Source organism: Mycobacterium sp. SMC-14 (genome assembly GCF_046250075.1).
GTDB lineage: Bacteria > Actinomycetota > Actinomycetes > Mycobacteriales > Mycobacteriaceae > Mycobacterium.
This window is the reverse complement of record NZ_CP176429.1, coordinates 2,969,765-2,986,049: the sequence shown is the minus strand read 5'-3', so window position 1 is coordinate 2,986,049 and position 16,285 is coordinate 2,969,765. Positions and strand designations below refer to the sequence as shown.

Genomic DNA, 16,285 nt, shown 5'->3' with positions numbered 1-16,285 from the left:
GGGGCAGCGTCGTGCCACCGCGCGAACCGCGATCTCCTTCACTTCAGCGTTTGGTAGCGATGAAGTAGTAGTTCGACGGATCCTCGTCGATCTCGGAGCACTCGACGTCGGTGAAGCCGGCGTCGGCCAACATCGACATGGCGAGTTGGCGGCCCCACATGGTGCCCAGACCGGCACCGTTCAAGGCCAACGACACCGGCATGCAGTGCATCAGTGAGACCGTGTAGCGGTAGGTGTTCATGGGGGTGCCGATGTTGTCTTCCAAGCGGCTTGACGCCTTCGAATCGGCCATCAAGAAGACGCCACCCGGCCGCAAGGATCGATAGATGTTCTCCAACACCCGCGCGGGCTGCGCCTGATCGTGAATGGCGTCGAACGCGGTGACGAGGTCGTACGCCGATGCTCGGTCGAACGTGGTCAGGTCGTGGCTCTCGAAGGTGGTATTGGCCAATCCCCGCTGAGTCGCTTCGCGCGACGCGCGCTCGATGCCCTCGGTCGAGAAGTCGATGCCGGTGAACCGGCTGGTGCGAAACGCCTCGGCCATGACGTTGACGGCGTGTCCACTGCCGCAGCCGAAATCGGCCACATCCGCGCCGTCGCGGAGCCGTTGCGGCAAGCCCTCGACGAGGGGCAGGACGACGTCGACCAGTGCCGTGTCGAAGACCTCGCCGCTTCGCTCCGCCATCACGGCATGGAAGCGCGGATAGTCGCTGTAGGGCAGTCCGCCGCCGTGCCGGAAGCAGCCCAATACCTTCTGCTCGACCTCGCCCATCAGCGCGATGTACTGCGCGACGCGCGCCAGGTTGGCGGCCCCGGCAGCACGGGTCAGCACAGCGGCATGGTGCTGCGGCAATCGATACGTCTGGTTGACGGGGTCGTAGTCCAGCACGCCGGCCACCGTCGTGCCCCCCAACCACTCGCGAACGTAGCGTTCGTTGAGCCCGGTGCGGGTGGCGATCTCGGCGCTGGTTGCCGGTGCTGACAGGGTGGTCAGCGCGTCGAACAGTCCGCTTTGATGGCCCAGGCTCAGGAGCAGAGCGAGGCTGGCGGCGTCCAGCGCCTCGGTGACGCGATCGGCGAATGCCACTTCCTGGGCGGTGGATTCCGTCGGCTGATGCCCGCTCGCTGGTGTTGTCACCACACTCCTCCAGATTCTCTGCGCCCTCGGCGCACACCGTCACGGCCGAATCGGCCGAGTGGCTTCGTGACGGGCCGCCAACTAGGATACTAGAAGTATCCTAGAGAGTAGTAGCCAATCATGGAGGACCGTATGGGCGACGTGACGGTCAATTCCGCACAACGTGCTCACGACCTGATCCGCGCGGGCATCCTCGGCGGTGAGTTCCCGGCCGGTGCCATGCTCAGCGAGTCGGCCCTGGCGGCGTCGATGTCGATGAGCCGTACGCCGGTGCGCGCGGCGCTGACGCGTCTACAGGACGAAGGGCTGGTGCGGATCTATCCCAAGCGCGGTGCGCTGGTGCGTGAATTGACTGTCGATGAGATCCGCGAGTCAGACCAGGTGCGGCACGCCTTTGAATGTGCCGGTGTGCAACTCGGCGACCCTGAAGCCCGGCGGCAACTCGGTGCGCGCCTGCAGGAGAACCTTGATGGGCAGGACCAGGCGTTACGCCGGCGCGACTATCCCGGCTTTGCGGCACTGGCGATGCAGTTCCATCGCGCTTTCGTGGAGCTCGCGAACAACTCCACGATGCTGGCGTTCTACGACCGGCTCCAAGATCGACAGCACCTCTCGATCGTGCGCAACTCGACAGTCCGCGGGCAACCCGATCTCGTGCTGGCCGAACATCGGAGCCTGCTCACCGATGTCGAGGCCGGCGATTGGATGACCTTCTCCAGCCGGCTCCGCGAACACCAATCACACGGCAACGACTTCGGATAGTCGACGATCCCGCGGACTACGGTGACGGCATCGGCGGAAGGGAGCATTCCCATGATCGAGCTACTGGCGGACATGCCCGAGGGAGTGACCGGAATTCGGGTGTCGGGGCGGCTTCGCGGCGACGAACTGCGTGAGATCAAGCCCGCGCTGCACGAGCTTCTGCAGGGGGGCGACGTTCGGATCGTCGAGGTGATCGACTCCGACTACGAGGGTTTCGGGCCCGGCGGGCTGGCCGAGGACATCAAGCTCGGTCTGGGCGCCGTGCTGCCGCATCACGCCGCGTTCAAACGGATCGCGGTGGTGTCCGACAAGGAGTGGGTCGCCCACGTTCTGCATGCGCTCGAGTGGATGATCCCCGGCGAACTGGCGGTGTTCGGCCTCGATGACGTCGACCGTGCCAAGGAATGGGCAGCCGGCTGACCGACGGGTGGGTCAGCATCGAGATCGTTCCTGTCACGGCGCCTATGGTCAAGCGGTGACCATCAGCTATGACGAGGCGCTGCGGGAGCGGATCCGGGCACATCTGGACGGGCATGACCGCCGCGTCGTGACCGACCCGTCGAAGCGGCACGCGGCCGTCGCGGTGGTGATCGTGGACTCCGAAGTCGCCGAAGACCGGGTCGACCCCGCGCCCGTGGATGACTGGATCGCCGGTCGGCCCTTGCCGGAGGCTGGTCTAGACGGCCGCATGGTCGATGTGTCCGGGGGTGCTGCCTTCCTCCTGTGCCGCAGGGCCTCTCGTCTCACCTCGCATGCCGCTCAGTGGGCGCTGCCCGGTGGCCGCCTGGATCCCGGCGAAACCGCGGTCGACGCGGCCCTGCGCGAGTTGGACGAAGAGGTCGGCATCAGTTTGTCTGGCTCGGCTGTGCTCGGCGTGCTCGACGACTATCCGACTCGCTCCGGATACGTCATCACGCCGGTGGTGATCTGGGGCGGGGGACGGCTCGATCTCCGTCCCGAACCGGCCGAGGTGGTGGCGGTCTACCGCGTGGGGCTACATCAGCTGCAACGCGATGATTCGCCGCGCTTCGTCAGTATCCCGGAGAGCACGCGCCCGGTCGTGCAGATCCCGTTGGGCAATGACCTGATCCACGCGCCGACCGGGGCGGTGCTGTTGCAAGTGCGGTGGCTGTGCTTGGAGGGTCGAGGGGACCGGGTCGACGAGCTGGAACAACCGGTATTCGCCTGGAAATAGGTTCGGGCCCAAGCGCCGGGCCCTAGGCTGCGCTTCATGATCAAAGACCGTGCGGCGCTGGTCGCGGGCAGTATCCGGCTGGCGTCGGGTATCTCGTTTCTCGTCGATCCGCTTCGGGCGAATCGGTGGTGGGGAGAACCGGACGATCCCGGGCCTTCTGCGCGCCTGCTGCTTCGTTCGATGGGATACCGGGACGCCCTGATCGGCGGGCTACTCCTGAACGGGGCGTTGCGCGGTCGCGACACGCGCGGCTGGTTCCTCGCATCCGGTGGTGCCGATGCGGCCGACCTGCTGGGCGGGATCAGCGTGCACGCCGATCTCAAGCGTGGACAGCAGATCGTTGGTCTCGGTGGAGCAGTTGTCGGCATCGGCGTCGGGCTCTGGGGTGCCACGCGCCGGCGCGCCCCCAGGCCTTGAGGCCGTCGTCCGCTGAGATTGCGTCCAGGGCTGTACATTTCGCGGTATCCGCGACCCTGGACGCAATCTCAACCTCGGGTACGAAAACTACTTCGGGGGCATCCGGATGCCACCGTCCACGCGGACGACCTCGGCATTCATGTAGGAGTTGGTGAGCAGCTCCACCACCATCGACGCCAGCTCTTCGGGCTTGCCGAGCCGGTGCGGGAACAGTACGGACTCGCCGAGCTTGGCCTTGAAGGCCTCCGAGGCCTCGCCCTCGCCGTAGATCGGGGTGTCGATGAGGCCGGGGGCCACCGTGTTGACGCGGATGCCCGCCGCCGACAGGTCACGGGCCACCGGCAGGGTCAGGCCCACGACGCCGCCCTTGGACGACGAGTAGGCGGCCTGGCCGATCTGGCCGTCGAAGGCCGCAACGCTGGTCATGTTGACGATTGCGCCACGCTCGCCGGTGTCGGTCAGCTCGTTGCGGCTCATCGCGGTGGCCGCGATCCGGATGCAGTCGAAGGTGCCGACCAGGTTGATGGCGAGCACCTTCTTGTACAGGTCCAGGTTGTGTGCCGACTCGAACTCGCCGTCCTTGCCGATGGTGCGCTGCGCCCAGCCGATACCGGCCGAGTTCACCAGCGCCCGCAGCGGGCCGAGGTCCGTCGCGGTGTTGACCGCGTCGATGATCTGTTCGGTGCTGGTCACGTCGACGGACACGAACACGCCGCCGATCTCGTGGGCCAGGGCCTCACCCTTGTCCGCCTGCAGATCGGCGACGACGACCCGTGCGCCCCTGTCGGCCAACTGGCGGGCAGTGGCCGCGCCGATTCCTGATGCGCCACCGGTGACGATCGCGCTTGCTCCGTTAATATCCACGAATGACACCTTACTTGGACGGTGTTCCGCGCTACGATTCGGGGAAGCCGAAAGGCCGATTTTTTATCATGCCCCAATAAGCGCAGTTATGTCAATCTGGCTGGCTTTCCACCGAACTACTGACTAAAACTGTTGCGGGTGATCTAATTTCGGGTGGGGTTCCGCGTTCCGCGGTGCGTTGAAGGGCATTTCAAGGGGTTTCCATGGCTGGTGTCGTCGCGATGACCGGTCCGCAGGGGGGGCGTTCGCTCCGCCGTGGTCGCGGAGTTCTCGCTGTCGTAAGCGTTCTCGTCGTCTTCGCCGGCATGGCGGGGCTTGCGACGGCATCGCCGTTGTCCGCCCGGTCCTCGGCTGCCGTGTCACAGGACGTAGCGCTGACCGCGGGCGACATCGCGTTCGTCATGGGCGGCAGCGGTATTCCGTTGCCGTCGGAGGGGTACGTCAACGCCGCGAACTTGTTGTACCTCCAGGCGCACGGCTTTACCGGAACAGCGGAGTCGCTGTTCACGCCCCAGCTGTATTTCCCGGGCAACATCTCGATGGTCCAGGGCGCCCAGATCCTCGCTGAGGCGATCAACAAGGAGATCGCCACCGGCCAGGTGAACGCCGACAACCCGGTGTATGTGTTCGGCTACTCGCAGAGTTCGGCAATGTCGTCAATGACGATGGAACAACTCGAGCACGAGGGTGTCGCGCCCGACAACGTTCATTTCGTGCTTGTGGGGAATTCTGCGAACCCGAACGGCGGACTCCTCCAGTTACTGAACTTCTGGGGCGGGGACCTCACTTTTTGGAACGGGATGACCCTCGGGCATCCGACGCCGGACTACTTCACCACCGATGTCTACACGATGGAATACGACGGGTACGCCGATTTTCCCCGTTATCCGCTGAACCTGATATCGTCGCTTAATGCCGTCGTCGGCATGTTCTTGCTGCATGACGGATATTTCGGTGTGAGTCATGACGACATCGCCAACGCAATTCAGTTGGAAACCACCGGAGACGGTCTCACCAATTATTATGTGATCCCCACGGATTCGCTCCCTCTGCTGGATCTGTTACGGGTGAATCCCGTCTGGGGGAACCCCTTGGCCGACCTCTTGGAACCGAGCATGCGCATCCTGGTCAATCTGGGCTATGGCAGCCTCACGGAAGGCTGGAACCAGGGACCTGCCAACGAGCTCACGACCTTCAGTTTCGACCTGTTGCCGAGCAACATCAGCTGGGCTGAGGTCAACACCGCTCTGAGTGCAGCCTGGTCGGAAGGTGTTCAGGCAGCATTTCGTGACCTGCAGGACCCGGCGAACTACGTTTGGGGCTCGTTTATGGAGCAGGAACCGTTCTCGACGCTGTGGAACGCAGCCCAACGCGTCTTTTTCGATATCCAGGACCCGACCTCGCTGTTCGGTGGTCTGTTCGGTGGTTCGGCGATGGCGACCGACGCAGGGGACTCGCCGGATTTCCTGAACTCACTCGGGTCCCTTGTCGACGGGAATCCCGATCTGTCTTGGATCGGCGAATTCCTCGGCCTGGACACGGTTACCGCCGCCTAAGTCAGCTTCGCGCCCGTCAACACGGGTTAGTCGTAGAAAGGTCAATCGCAATGAATCGTCGTCTTCGCCGTAGTGCCGGGCACCGGGGTCGTAGCGCAACTGGCCGGATGAGTCGTGCGATAGGCGGTGCTGCGGCGGCATTGACGCTCGTCCTGGCGCCCATGACGATGGCGCCATCTGCCCAGGCGGATTTCGACTTCTTCGACCCTGTTACCTGGTTCGACACGGCCGACGTCAACCCGGCCGGCGCTGACCTCGCAGACATCGGCATCGCCAGCTTCGACCCGGGTGATCTCGGCGGCGCCGACTTCAATCTGTTCGTACCGGCTGACTGGGCTCAGCTCTATCAGGACAGCTTTTATCTCCCGATCCACGACGCACTGGAAAGCTTCCTGCACAACGCCGGAAACCAGCTGCTGATCGACCTGATCAACACTCCCGTTGTGTTGATGTTCGGCCGGGACCTGATCGGCGACGGAATCGACGGCTTCAACGGTGTCAACAACTCGTTGTTCGGCTGGCTCGGTCTGGGAAACCTCGGCGACGGCGGGTTCCTTTTCGGTGACGGCGGCGACGGTGCGGCCGGCGTCGCCGGAGTCAACGGTGGCGTGGGCGGTGATGGCGGCGACGCCGGATTGTTCGGCAACGGTGGTGCGGGCGGTCAGGGCGCCGCCGCCTACGTCGGTGCGGGTGGTGTGGTGATCGAGGCCGGCGCGGGTGGCCAGGGCGGTACCGGCGGAATGTGGTTCGGCGACGGCGGTGTCGGCGGCCAGGGTGGCACCGGCTTCCACGACACCTTCGACGGCACGTCGTTGGTGACGCACGCCGGGGGTACCGGCGGCGGCGGTGGTGACTCCCTGGCCGGGTGGGGATTCGGCGGAACCGGTGGGCGCGGTGGCTCCGGCTGGGCCGGTGTCAACGGTCCCGATGTGACCGCGTTGAACGGCGGCGTCGGCGGTAACGGCGGCGTTGGCGGCAATGCCGGGTGGCTCTTGGGCTTCAGCGGTAACGGCGGCGCCGGTGGCGTCGGCGGGCTGGGGGCGGCCGGCGGCATCGGCACCGCCAGCCAGCCCAACGGAGGCAACGGTGGCGACGGCGGCGACGGCGGCCGAGGCGGTGCTGCCGGCACGGGCGTCGGATGGATCGGCGCGGTCGGGCAGGCGGGCGACGACGGAGACGGCGGCGCCGGGGGCGCGGGCGGCGCAGGTCTGACCAACCCGTTCGGCACCGGAGGCCATGGTGGCAACGGTGGCGCGGGCGGGGCCGGCGGTGTCGGAACGACCGGTGGGAACGGCGGTGCCGGGGGAGTCGGCGGTGCCGGCGGCGGCGGCCGGGTCGGCGCTAACGGTGGTGACGGTGGCGACGGCGGGGCAGCGGCCGATCAGACCGGCAGCTCCGGCGGCCGCGGCGGCAACGGTGGTGCGGGCGGCAATGGTTCGGTGGGCGCCGGCGGGGACGGCGGCGACGGCGGCCACGGCGGGTCCACCGGAGGAACCGCCGGCGGCGCGGGCACACCCGGCGATCCCAACGTCGACGGCACCGGTGGTGCCGGCGGCGCCGGGGGTGCACCCGGCGCGCCCGCCTGACGCCGCCGCCTGGGCTGGCCGCGACTGGTTCGACCGCGCGCGGCAGGCGGTTCGTGGGACATTCTTTTGCACTCTTCTGGGCTCTTCCGGGTTCGACCGGTGTGAGCAGGTGGTCACACATCTGCAACGGAGCGGCGCTAGCGCCGAAACAACTGTTGCGCATGGTTATGACCAGCCGGGTTCATCTGGCAACCGGCCGCGGCGGAGGAGGTTTGGTGCATGGATCAATTCCCGACGATGGGCGTGCCCGACACCGGAGACACTGCCTGGATGCTGATCAGCGCCGCCCTGGTGCTGTTGATGACGCCAGGTCTGGCGTTCTTCTACGGCGGCATGGTCCGGGTCAAGAGTGTCTTGAACATGATCATGATGAGCATCAGCGCCATGGGAGTGGTGACCGTGCTCTGGGTGCTCTACGGATTCTCGATCGCGTTCGGCGATGATGTCGGCAACGTCGCGGGAAACCCAACTGATTACTGGGGATTGAAGGGCCTGATCGGGGTCAACGCGGTCGCCGCCGATCCGGCCAGTGGTACGCCTGCGGTAGAAATTCCGCTGGTCGGCACGGTGCCGGCGACCGTTTTCGTGGGGTTCCAGATGATGTTCGCGATCATCACGGTCGCGTTGATCTCTGGGGCAGTGGCCGACCGGATGAAGTTCGGCAGCTGGCTGTTGTTCGCCGCTCTGTGGGTAAGCGTCGTGTACTTCCCGGTTGCCCACTGGGTTTTCGCGTTCGACGACAGCACCGCCCCGCACGGCGGTTGGATCGCCAACAAACTCCATGCGATCGACTTCGCCGGCGGCACCGCGGTCCACATCAACGCGGGCATGGCTGCCTTGGTGCTGGCGCTCATCCTCGGCAAGCGCCAAGGGTGGCCTGCCCTTCCGATGCGGCCGCACAATCTGCCGTTGGTGATGCTGGGGGCCGGCCTGTTGTGGTTCGGGTGGTACGGATTCAACGCCGGATCAGCGGTCAGCGCCAACGGTGTTGCCGGATCGACCTTCATCACCACGACGGTCGCGACAGCCGCCGCGATGCTGGGCTGGCTGCTGGCCGAGCGGATCCGCGACGGCCACGCCACCTCATTGGGCGCAGCGTCGGGAATCGTGGCCGGGCTGGTGGCGATAACCCCGGCGTGCGCGTCAGTGGATGTTGTCGGCGCGTTGGTTGTCGGCGCGGTTGCCGGGGTCGCCTGCGCACTGGCAGTGGGCCTCAAATACCGCTTCGGCTTTGATGATTCGCTGGATGTCGTCGGGGTGCACCTGGTCGGCGGCCTTGTCGGAACCCTGTTGGTGGGTCTGGTCGCGGCGCCGACCACCGCGGCGATCGACGGTGCGTCCGACGTGTCGCCAGGCCTGTTCTACGGCGGCGGCTTCGATCAGCTGTGGCGCCAACTCATCGGCGCGTCCAGTGTTGCGCTGTACTCGGCGGTGGGAACCGCGATCTTGGCCTTGATCCTCAAATACACCATCGGGCTGCGAGTGGACGCCGAGGATGAAGCGTCGGGAATCGATGAAGCCGAGCACCTCCAAAGCGGTTACGACCTCGTGAGTACCGGCAGTGCTGTTCTTGCTTACTCGGCTGAAGACAGGAGAGAAGATGAAGTTGATCACCGCGATCGTGAAGCCGTTTACGTTGGAGGACATCAAGACTGGCTTGGAAGAGGCCGGGGTCCTGGGGATGACGGTCAGTGATGTCCAGGGATACGGACGGCAGAAGGGCCACACCGAGGTCTACCGCGGCGCTGAGTACTCGATCGACTTCGTTCCCAAGGTGCGGATCGAGGTGCTGGTCGACGACTTCGCGGTGGACAAGATCGTCGACGTCATCGTGCGGGCGGCACATACCGGCAAGATCGGCGACGGCAAGGTGTGGGTCAGCGCGGTGGAATCCGTGGTCCGGGTGCGCACGGGCGAACGCGGCTCCGACGCGGTATGAGTCTGTAGCGCGATCCGAGCCGATGTAGACGGCCATGAACCGCGGGGGTCCAACCTTGAGCCCTGAGCAGCGTCGACCTGGCTGCTCCGCAACCGACCTGGCCGCTGTTCGATCGGCATTGCTGGGTGCCACGCCAACACAATGGGACTCGGTCGCATTGCGGACAGTGTGGCGCCAGGTACATGAGTCGTGGCTGGTTGCCAAGGCGAGCGAGATCGGGGTAGTGGCCGGAAGTGGTTTCGCGGTTGTTGCCACCGGTTCGCTGGGCCGCGGCGAGTTGCTTCCGCACTCGGACTTGGACCTGCTGCTGGTGCACGACGGCATGCCTGCCGATTCGGTGCGGCGGACGGCGGAGCTGCTCTGGTATCCCTTGTGGGACGCCCATGTTCGTCTCGACCACAGCGTGCGCACAGTTCCGCAGGCGCTGCGGGTCGCAGACTCCGATATCCTCGCCGCTCTGGCCATGCTGGACGCACGCCATATCGCCGGCGATGAGCTGCTGTCGACACGCCTGATCGCCGGCGTCCGACAGCAATGGCGCCACGGCATCGGCCCCCGTTACGCCGAGCTCGTCGATGTGACACGCACCCGGTGGCAGCGCAGCGGCGAGATAGCGGGTAGCGCCGAACCCGATCTGAAATGTGGCCGAGGTGGCCTGCGTGACGTTCAACTGCTCGATGCGCTGACGGTGGCCCATGTCTCCGGCGGTTGGACCAGGCGTCGGCCGGATGGCATCGGGAGTTCGTTGCGCGGTGCCTATCGCATGGTGCTGGACGTCCGTACCGAACTGCACCGGGCGGGCGGGCGCGCCCACGATCTGCTGTCGCCCCAGTTCACCGACGAGGTCAGTGCCGCGTTGGAGCTCGGCGACAGGTACGAGCTGGCGGCCAGGCTCTTCGATGCGGCGCGCACGATCAGCCGGAGTGTCGACGCCGTACTGAGTGCCGTTGCCAACACATCGCCGCGTCGCGGGAGGCCAGCTCTGCGGGTGTGATCTCCGCGGTGTTGGCAATTTGCTGTCGGTACCCACTGTGGCCGGAAGCGTCGTTTTCTGTGCTTTATTACGGCCCTGCGTTGGGGAAAATGGCCCCGGAAATGATCAGCCGGCACATCGGCACAGATGGAACCGTGGTCGGTCCGGTTTCCGGGCAGCTGAAACCCGGCATTTCTGCCATTTGATCGGAATTATTTTTGGCGCGTTGAAAGCACGGCGAGGTATTTGGGGGAGCGCCCGGTATATTCCGCCGCGATTATCAATACCGACGTCCTAAATCTGGGGCCGCCGCCTTCCCGCGAAATCGCCCGCGTGCCCGGGGCGGACTTTCGCGCGCCGCCCGCGTCGGCGGTGACCGCCACCGGCAGAGACCTGCGAAGACTCAGATGTATGCCAGGAAGATTCAGATGGATGCCAGAAACACGAAGTACGTTGCGTGAAGGGGGTGAAACACGGACGAAACATAGGGATAGCGATGAGACACTTCGGCAAGATGACGGCCGCGTTGTTGGGCACCACCGGCGTAGCCTTGACTGTCGGGTTCACCGGAACCGGAGTGGCCGGCATCGCGCAGGCGGCGCCCATCCCTGTGAGCGGTGTGGCCCCCTTGCCGGGCGTAGCCCCCGCCAGCCCCCAGACCTGCATCATCGGCCTCAACTGCGGCTGTATTCGGGGCCGCACCTGCCCCGGTGACCGGCGGAAGCACGCGGTGCGCCCTCCTGAGGCGCGGCTCGACGGGGCTCCCGCCATCGCCAGTGACCACGAGGGCGCACCCGGCTTCACACCAGCACCTGTTTTGGCATCACCGTAGGTCTGAAGCCGTAACGCGGGCCTCCGGAACCCAAACCGCCGCGCCCACCCGCGCCCATCGGTCCCATTCCGGCCGGGACGGCGTGCATCTGCGCGGTCTCCTCTGCGGCAACCGTCCAGCCCGAGCCCGTCGACGCCGCGACCTGAGTGCCCGCCGCGGCCGACCAGCCGGCCGGTACCGACATCCCACCCATGGTCGATGCCTGACCCAGTCCCGCCAGCACCGGCGTTCCGGCGGCAGCCACCGCTCCTACCGGCTGGGTCATGCCCGCCAGGACCCCAGAGCCCAGTCCCGCCGCCAGCCCATCTACGCCGGTGACGTCGGACGCCAGGCTGGCCGGGCCGGCCAAGGCCAGGGTGTGGCCCAGCGATACCGCCGTCGGGATGGCGGTGCACACGAACCAGGCCGCGGTGTTCACCCCGCCGTTGATGGCATTGCCGAACAGTGGGGTCCCGAGAAACAGGTCAAATGCAGTCCCCAGGTCCGGCATCGACGCCGTGGCTGACAGGGGCGATGCAGCCGCCTGCAGCGCGCCCTGCAACGAAGCCAGTGATTGCGACAACTCCTGTTGGAGCCCGCCGGTGGCGCTGCCGGCAGTGGCGACTGCCGCGCCTACGGGGCTGGTGGTCTGCGGTGCCGGAGTCATCGGGGTGAGCGCGGCAGCGCTGGACGAGGAGGTGGTGTAGCCGAACATGGCCAAGGTGTCCTGGGCCCACATCTCCAGGTAGTGGGCTTCGGTGGCCAGGATCGCCGGCGTGTTCACCCCCAGGAAGTTCGACGCAACCAGGGCCGCCAGCTGGGCCCGGTTGGCGGCGATGATCGCTGGAGACACCACCGCCGCGCGGGCAGCCTCGAATGCTCCTGCCGAGGCCATCGCCTGCGAGCTGGCCTGGTGGGCGGCCGCTGAGGTGGTGTGCAACCACGAGAGATATGGCGACACGGCGCTGGTCATTGCCGCTGAGGCCGGCCCCGTCCAGTCTTCGCCGACCAGTTCAGAAAGCACCAACTGAGCTGACATGGCCGAAGACTCCAGCTCGGCGGCCAGGCTGCCCCACGCCGAGGCGGCCGACATCAGGGGGCCGGAACCGGCTCCGCTGTACATCCACGCGGAAACGATCTCCGGCGGTAGCGCTCCGAAATCGAAAGACATATCTGTATTCCCCTTCTCGTTGGTGGGGCAGGTTGCTAAACGGCGGTCGGCTTGGGCATGACGGTGTGCTTGACCCCGTAGCGCGGGGCGCCGAACTTCCCGACGCCGCGGTCGCCGGCGCCGGCTGCGGCCATGGCGGCCGGCACGGCAGCCATCGTGGGTACGGAGTGCGGGGTGGCCATGCTTCCCGCGGCCGCTGCCAAACGCGCGGGGGCCGCGGTCGTGGCCGCCGCGCTCTCGGCTGCCCAGGTGGGCGGCGCGGACAACGCCCCGACCGTGGTGGCCTGGGCCATGCCGGCTGCCACGGGCATCGCGCCAATGCCGGCCATCGGCGCGCCCAGCATGGGCGCCTCGTACCCCATGAGGCCGGCGGCACCCTCGGCGGCGATCTCTTCGGGGAAGTCCAGGAGACCGCCACCGGCCAGACCAAGCAGGGCAGAGGTGGCCGAGGCCCAGTTGCCCATCCCGATGTTCTCGATGTTGGCCAGGTTGCCCGAGAGCAACGAGCCACTGCCGCTGGTCGGCACACCGAGGACGTTGGTCAGGAACCACTGGAGTCCTGAGTCCATCGACGACGTCGCCTGGTTGGTCGCCTCGGCGGTGGAATAGGCCCCGGCGTTCTGCCCGAGGACCTGCACCAGCTGCTGGTGAACGGCCGTCGCCTGCTCGCTGATCGACTGGTAGAGGCTCCCGTAGGTCGCGAACACCGCGGCCTGCAGCGCAGAGACCGGGTCGGTGCCGGCCGGCGCGATCACCGTGGTCGGGATCGCCACCGCGCCGCTCTCGGCGGACAGTGCCTCGCCGATACCTGCGAGCTGACCCGCGGCGTGCGTCATTGACTCGGGGAGTGTTTTCACAAAGGACATGCATCCTCCTCGCAGGAAGCCGGACCAGAATGTGATGGTCCGACGGGCCGGTCATCGATGTTGTGAAGCGTTGCAGAGATCGGCGAGCGTGAGGAGATCGTTAACATTTTCTTTGCGGTGGAGCGTAGATCCTTAACAAAAATAGATTCGCTGTGAAAGGTCTGAAACGGTTCTTTAATTGGCGTGAATTGCCGCATTAACTGTGCAATTTATCTAACGTCGCGGTTACAATTAGTGAGCCGCGGAAATCTTTTGCCGTGGCGGTCAGGTGTCGTCCCGCTCCACCGGCCGTCACCTTCGCCTGCCCGCCAGCGACGTGAGCAGATATAGGCTGGCGGCGTGTTTGAATCCCTCTCCGACCGGTTGACCGGGGCCCTACAGGGGCTGCGCAGCAAGGGCCGTCTCACCGACGCCGATATCGACGCCACCGCCCGGGAGATCCGGCTGGCACTGCTGGAAGCCGACGTGTCGCTGCCGGTGGTGCGCGCGTTCATCGGCCGGATCAAGGACCGCGCCAAGGGCGCCGAGGTCTCCGGTGCGCTCAACCCGGCTCAGCAGGTCGTCAAGATCGTCAACGAGGAGCTCGTCGGCATCCTCGGCGGGCAGACCCGGCAGTTGTCGTTCGCCAAGGCCCCGCCGACGGTCATCATGCTGGCCGGCCTGCAGGGTGCGGGTAAGACCACGCTGGCCGGCAAGCTGGCCACCTGGCTGCGCGGTCAGGGCCACACCCCGCTGCTGGTGGCCTGCGACCTGCAACGTCCGGGCGCGGTCAACCAGCTGCAGGTCGTCGGGGAGCGCGCCGGGGTCTCGGTGTTCGCTCCGCACCCGGGCACCTCGGTCGCCGGTGACGGCGGCGCGCCGGGTGACCCGGTCGCCGTGGCCGCTGCCGGCCTGGCTGAAGCCAAGGCCAAGCATTTCGACGTCGTCGTCGTCGACACCGCCGGGCGCCTGGGCATCGATGAGGAGATGATGGCCCAGGCCGCCGCCATCCGCGATGCGGTGCAGCCCGACGAGGTGCTGTTTGTCCTGGACGCCATGATCGGCCAGGACGCGGTGACCACCGCCGATGCGTTCCGCGAGGGCGTGGGCTTCACCGGGGTGGTGCTCACCAAGCTCGACGGCGACGCCCGCGGTGGTGCGGCGCTGTCGGTGCGGGAAGTCACCGGTGCGCCGATCCTGTTCGCGTCGACCGGTGAGAAGTTGGAGGACTTCGACGTCTTCCACCCCGACCGGATGGCCAGCCGCATCCTGGGCATGGGCGACGTGCTCAGCCTGATCGAGCAGGCCGAGCAGGTCTTCGACGCCCGTAAGGCCGAAGAGGCAGCAGCCAAGATCGGCTCCGGCGAGCTCACCTTGGAGGACTTCCTCGAGCAGATGCTGGCGATCCGCAAGATGGGTCCGATCGGCAACCTGCTGGGCATGCTGCCCGGAGCCGGCCAGATGAAAGACGCGCTGGCCGCCGTCGACGACAGCCAGCTGGACCGTCTGCAGGCGATCATCCGCGGCATGACGCCGGCTGAACGGGCTGATCCGAAGATCATCAACGCCTCCCGGCGGCTGCGCATCGCCAACGGCTCGGGTGTCAGCGTCTCGGACGTCAACCAGCTCGTCGACCGGTTCTTCGAGGCCCGCAAGATGATGTCGTCGATGATGGGCGGCCTGGGCCTACCCGGGATGGGCCGCAAGAGCTCGAACCGCAAGGCAAAGGGCAAGGCGGGAAAGAAGGGCAAGAATCGCGGGCCGACCCCGCCGAAGGTGCGGGGCCTGTTCGGTCCCGGTGGCCCGGGGATGCCCGCCGGTTTCCCCGACCTGTCCCAGATGCCCGAAGGCCTCAATGAGCTGCCCCCCGGGCTGGCCGACTTCGACCTGTCCAAGCTGAACTTCCCGGGCCAGAAGTAATTTGGCGCTCCACGTCTCTGGCCGCAGGCTGCCCGACGAACAGCCCGTCGAGTATTGGATCGTCGACGGCGCGATCAGTCTCGAACCGGTCGCCGGCGCCGAAACCGTCTTCTCCGACGGCTGGGTCATCCCGGGTCTGGTCGATGCGCACTGCCATGTCGGGATCGGGCCCGGCGGTCCGGTCGACGTCGACGAGGCGGTGCGCCAGGCCGAGACCGAACGCCGTGCCGGGGTGCTGCTGATCCGAGACGCGGGCTCACCGGTCGACACCCGCGAGTTCGACGACCGTGCCGACCTGCCGCGCATCATTCGCGCCGGGCAGCACCTGGCCCGGACCAAGCGCTACATCCCCGGGCTGCCGGTCAACGTCGATGACGAGTCTGAGCTACCGGAAATAGTTGCGGCTCAAGCGGTTCGCGGTGACGGCTGGGTGAAGTTGGTAGGGGACTGGATCGATCGGGGTGTCGGTGACCTAGCGCCGCTGTGGTCCGACGACGTGCTGAAGTCCGCTATCGACGCCGCGCACGCCCATGGCGCCCGGGTCACCGCACACGTCTTCGGCGAAGAGGCACTGCCCGGGTTGATCCACGCCGGCATCGACTGCATCGAGCACGGCACCGGTATCACCGACGACATCATCGCGCTGATGTTGGACCAGGGCACCGCACTGGTGCCGACGCTGATCAACATCGACAATTTCCCCGGTATCGCCGATTCGGCGGCCAAGTACCCGACGTACGCGGCGCACATGCGCGCCTTGCACGCTTCCTGTCGATCACGGATCGGTGCGGCTCGGGAAGCCGGCGTACCGATCTACGCCGGCACCGACGCGGGTGGCATGGTGGCCCACGGCCGGATCGCCGACGAGGTCGATGCCCTGTCCGGGGTGGGCCTGAGCCGGACCGAGGCACTGGGCGCGGCCTGCTGGGATGCCCGTCGCTGGTTGGGGGCACCCGGGCTGGAGCATGGATCCCCGGCCGACCTGGTGTGTTTCGCCGACGACCCGCGCAACGGCCCCGAGGTGCTCGGGAGTCCCGATCTGGTGATGCTGCGGGGCCGGGTGTAACGGGCCATTCTGGCCGCGATTCGCCGGGCTCGGTGCTACGTT

Annotated in this window: 15 protein-coding genes; 11 read left to right on the top strand and 4 right to left on the bottom strand. The window is 66.6% G+C overall.

What is annotated here, in order from left to right:
• Positions 1-43: 43 nt before the first annotated feature.
• Positions 44-1,138 (bottom strand): class I SAM-dependent methyltransferase, encoded by a 1,095-nt coding sequence (locus ACKY0W_RS14065; protein WP_409434561.1) that lies wholly within the window; start codon positions 1,136-1,138, stop codon positions 44-46.
• A gap of 120 nt (positions 1,139-1,258) precedes the next feature.
• Here ACKY0W_RS14065 and ACKY0W_RS14060 point away from each other — a divergent pair, with 120 nt between their 5' ends.
• Genes ACKY0W_RS14060 through ACKY0W_RS14045 form a run of 4 tightly spaced genes read left to right on the top strand, consistent with a single transcriptional unit; the run spans position 1,259 to position 3,512 of the window.
• On the top strand, positions 1,259-1,900 hold the full coding sequence (locus ACKY0W_RS14060) for a GntR family transcriptional regulator (RefSeq protein ID WP_409434560.1): 642 nt from the start codon (positions 1,259-1,261) through the stop codon (positions 1,898-1,900).
• A gap of 51 nt (positions 1,901-1,951) precedes the next feature.
• Entirely contained in the window at positions 1,952-2,320 is a 369-nt protein-coding gene (locus ACKY0W_RS14055) for an STAS/SEC14 domain-containing protein (protein WP_409434559.1), read from the top strand.
• A 55-nt stretch (positions 2,321-2,375) separates the two neighbouring features.
• On the top strand, positions 2,376-3,095 hold the full coding sequence (locus ACKY0W_RS14050) for an NUDIX hydrolase (protein WP_409434558.1): 720 nt from the start codon (positions 2,376-2,378) through the stop codon (positions 3,093-3,095).
• A 36-nt stretch (positions 3,096-3,131) separates the two neighbouring features.
• Complete coding sequence (locus ACKY0W_RS14045; RefSeq protein WP_409434557.1) at positions 3,132-3,512, top strand: DUF4267 domain-containing protein; 381 nt, start codon at positions 3,132-3,134, stop codon at positions 3,510-3,512.
• A gap of 87 nt (positions 3,513-3,599) precedes the next feature.
• Here the strand turns inward: ACKY0W_RS14045 and ACKY0W_RS14040 are convergent, their stop codons facing one another.
• A complete protein-coding gene (locus tag ACKY0W_RS14040) occupies positions 3,600-4,376 on the bottom strand; it encodes an SDR family NAD(P)-dependent oxidoreductase (protein ID WP_406757350.1) in 777 nt (258 codons plus the stop codon).
• A 203-nt stretch (positions 4,377-4,579) separates the two neighbouring features.
• Here ACKY0W_RS14040 and ACKY0W_RS14035 point away from each other — a divergent pair, with 203 nt between their 5' ends.
• The 5 genes from ACKY0W_RS14035 to ACKY0W_RS14015 all read left to right on the top strand — a co-directional run bounded on the left by ACKY0W_RS14035 (position 4,580) and on the right by ACKY0W_RS14015 (position 10,451).
• Entirely contained in the window at positions 4,580-5,932 is a 1,353-nt protein-coding gene (locus ACKY0W_RS14035) for a PE-PPE domain-containing protein (protein ID WP_409434556.1), read from the top strand.
• A 107-nt stretch (positions 5,933-6,039) separates the two neighbouring features.
• Positions 6,040-7,518, top strand: coding sequence for a hypothetical protein (locus ACKY0W_RS14030; RefSeq protein WP_409434555.1), 1,479 nt, complete (start codon positions 6,040-6,042; stop codon positions 7,516-7,518).
• Positions 7,519-7,737: 219 nt separating this feature from the next.
• Positions 7,738-9,213, top strand: coding sequence for an ammonium transporter (locus ACKY0W_RS14025; RefSeq protein ID WP_409434554.1), 1,476 nt, complete (start codon positions 7,738-7,740; stop codon positions 9,211-9,213).
• Positions 9,119-9,457: a P-II family nitrogen regulator gene (locus tag ACKY0W_RS14020; RefSeq protein ID WP_406757346.1), complete on the top strand. Its 339-nt coding sequence runs from the start codon at positions 9,119-9,121 to the stop codon at positions 9,455-9,457. The genes ACKY0W_RS14025 and ACKY0W_RS14020 overlap by 95 nt, the downstream gene beginning before the upstream one ends.
• Before the next feature lie 166 nt (positions 9,458-9,623).
• Positions 9,624-10,451 carry a nucleotidyltransferase domain-containing protein gene (locus ACKY0W_RS14015; RefSeq protein WP_409434553.1) on the top strand — a complete coding sequence of 276 codons (828 nt, stop codon included), beginning with the start codon at positions 9,624-9,626 and terminating at the stop codon, positions 10,449-10,451.
• Positions 10,452-11,230: 779 nt separating this feature from the next.
• On the opposite strand, the gene ACKY0W_RS14010 is transcribed toward ACKY0W_RS14015, so the two are convergent.
• Both ACKY0W_RS14010 and ACKY0W_RS14005 read right to left on the bottom strand, forming a co-directional pair.
• Positions 11,231-12,412: a PPE family protein gene (locus tag ACKY0W_RS14010; RefSeq protein ID WP_409434552.1), complete on the bottom strand. Its 1,182-nt coding sequence runs from the start codon at positions 12,410-12,412 to the stop codon at positions 11,231-11,233.
• Between the two features lie 35 nt (positions 12,413-12,447).
• On the bottom strand, positions 12,448-13,278 hold the full coding sequence (locus ACKY0W_RS14005) for a PE family protein (RefSeq protein ID WP_409434551.1): 831 nt from the start codon (positions 13,276-13,278) through the stop codon (positions 12,448-12,450).
• Positions 13,279-13,617: 339 nt separating this feature from the next.
• Here ACKY0W_RS14005 and ffh point away from each other — a divergent pair, with 339 nt between their 5' ends.
• Positions 13,618-15,177, top strand: coding sequence for a signal recognition particle protein (ffh, locus tag ACKY0W_RS14000; RefSeq protein WP_409434550.1), 1,560 nt, complete (start codon positions 13,618-13,620; stop codon positions 15,175-15,177).
• A 1-nt stretch (position 15,178) separates the two neighbouring features.
• Complete coding sequence (locus tag ACKY0W_RS13995) at positions 15,179-16,243, top strand: amidohydrolase family protein (protein WP_409434549.1); 1,065 nt, start codon at positions 15,179-15,181, stop codon at positions 16,241-16,243.
• Positions 16,244-16,285 lie beyond the last annotated feature (42 nt).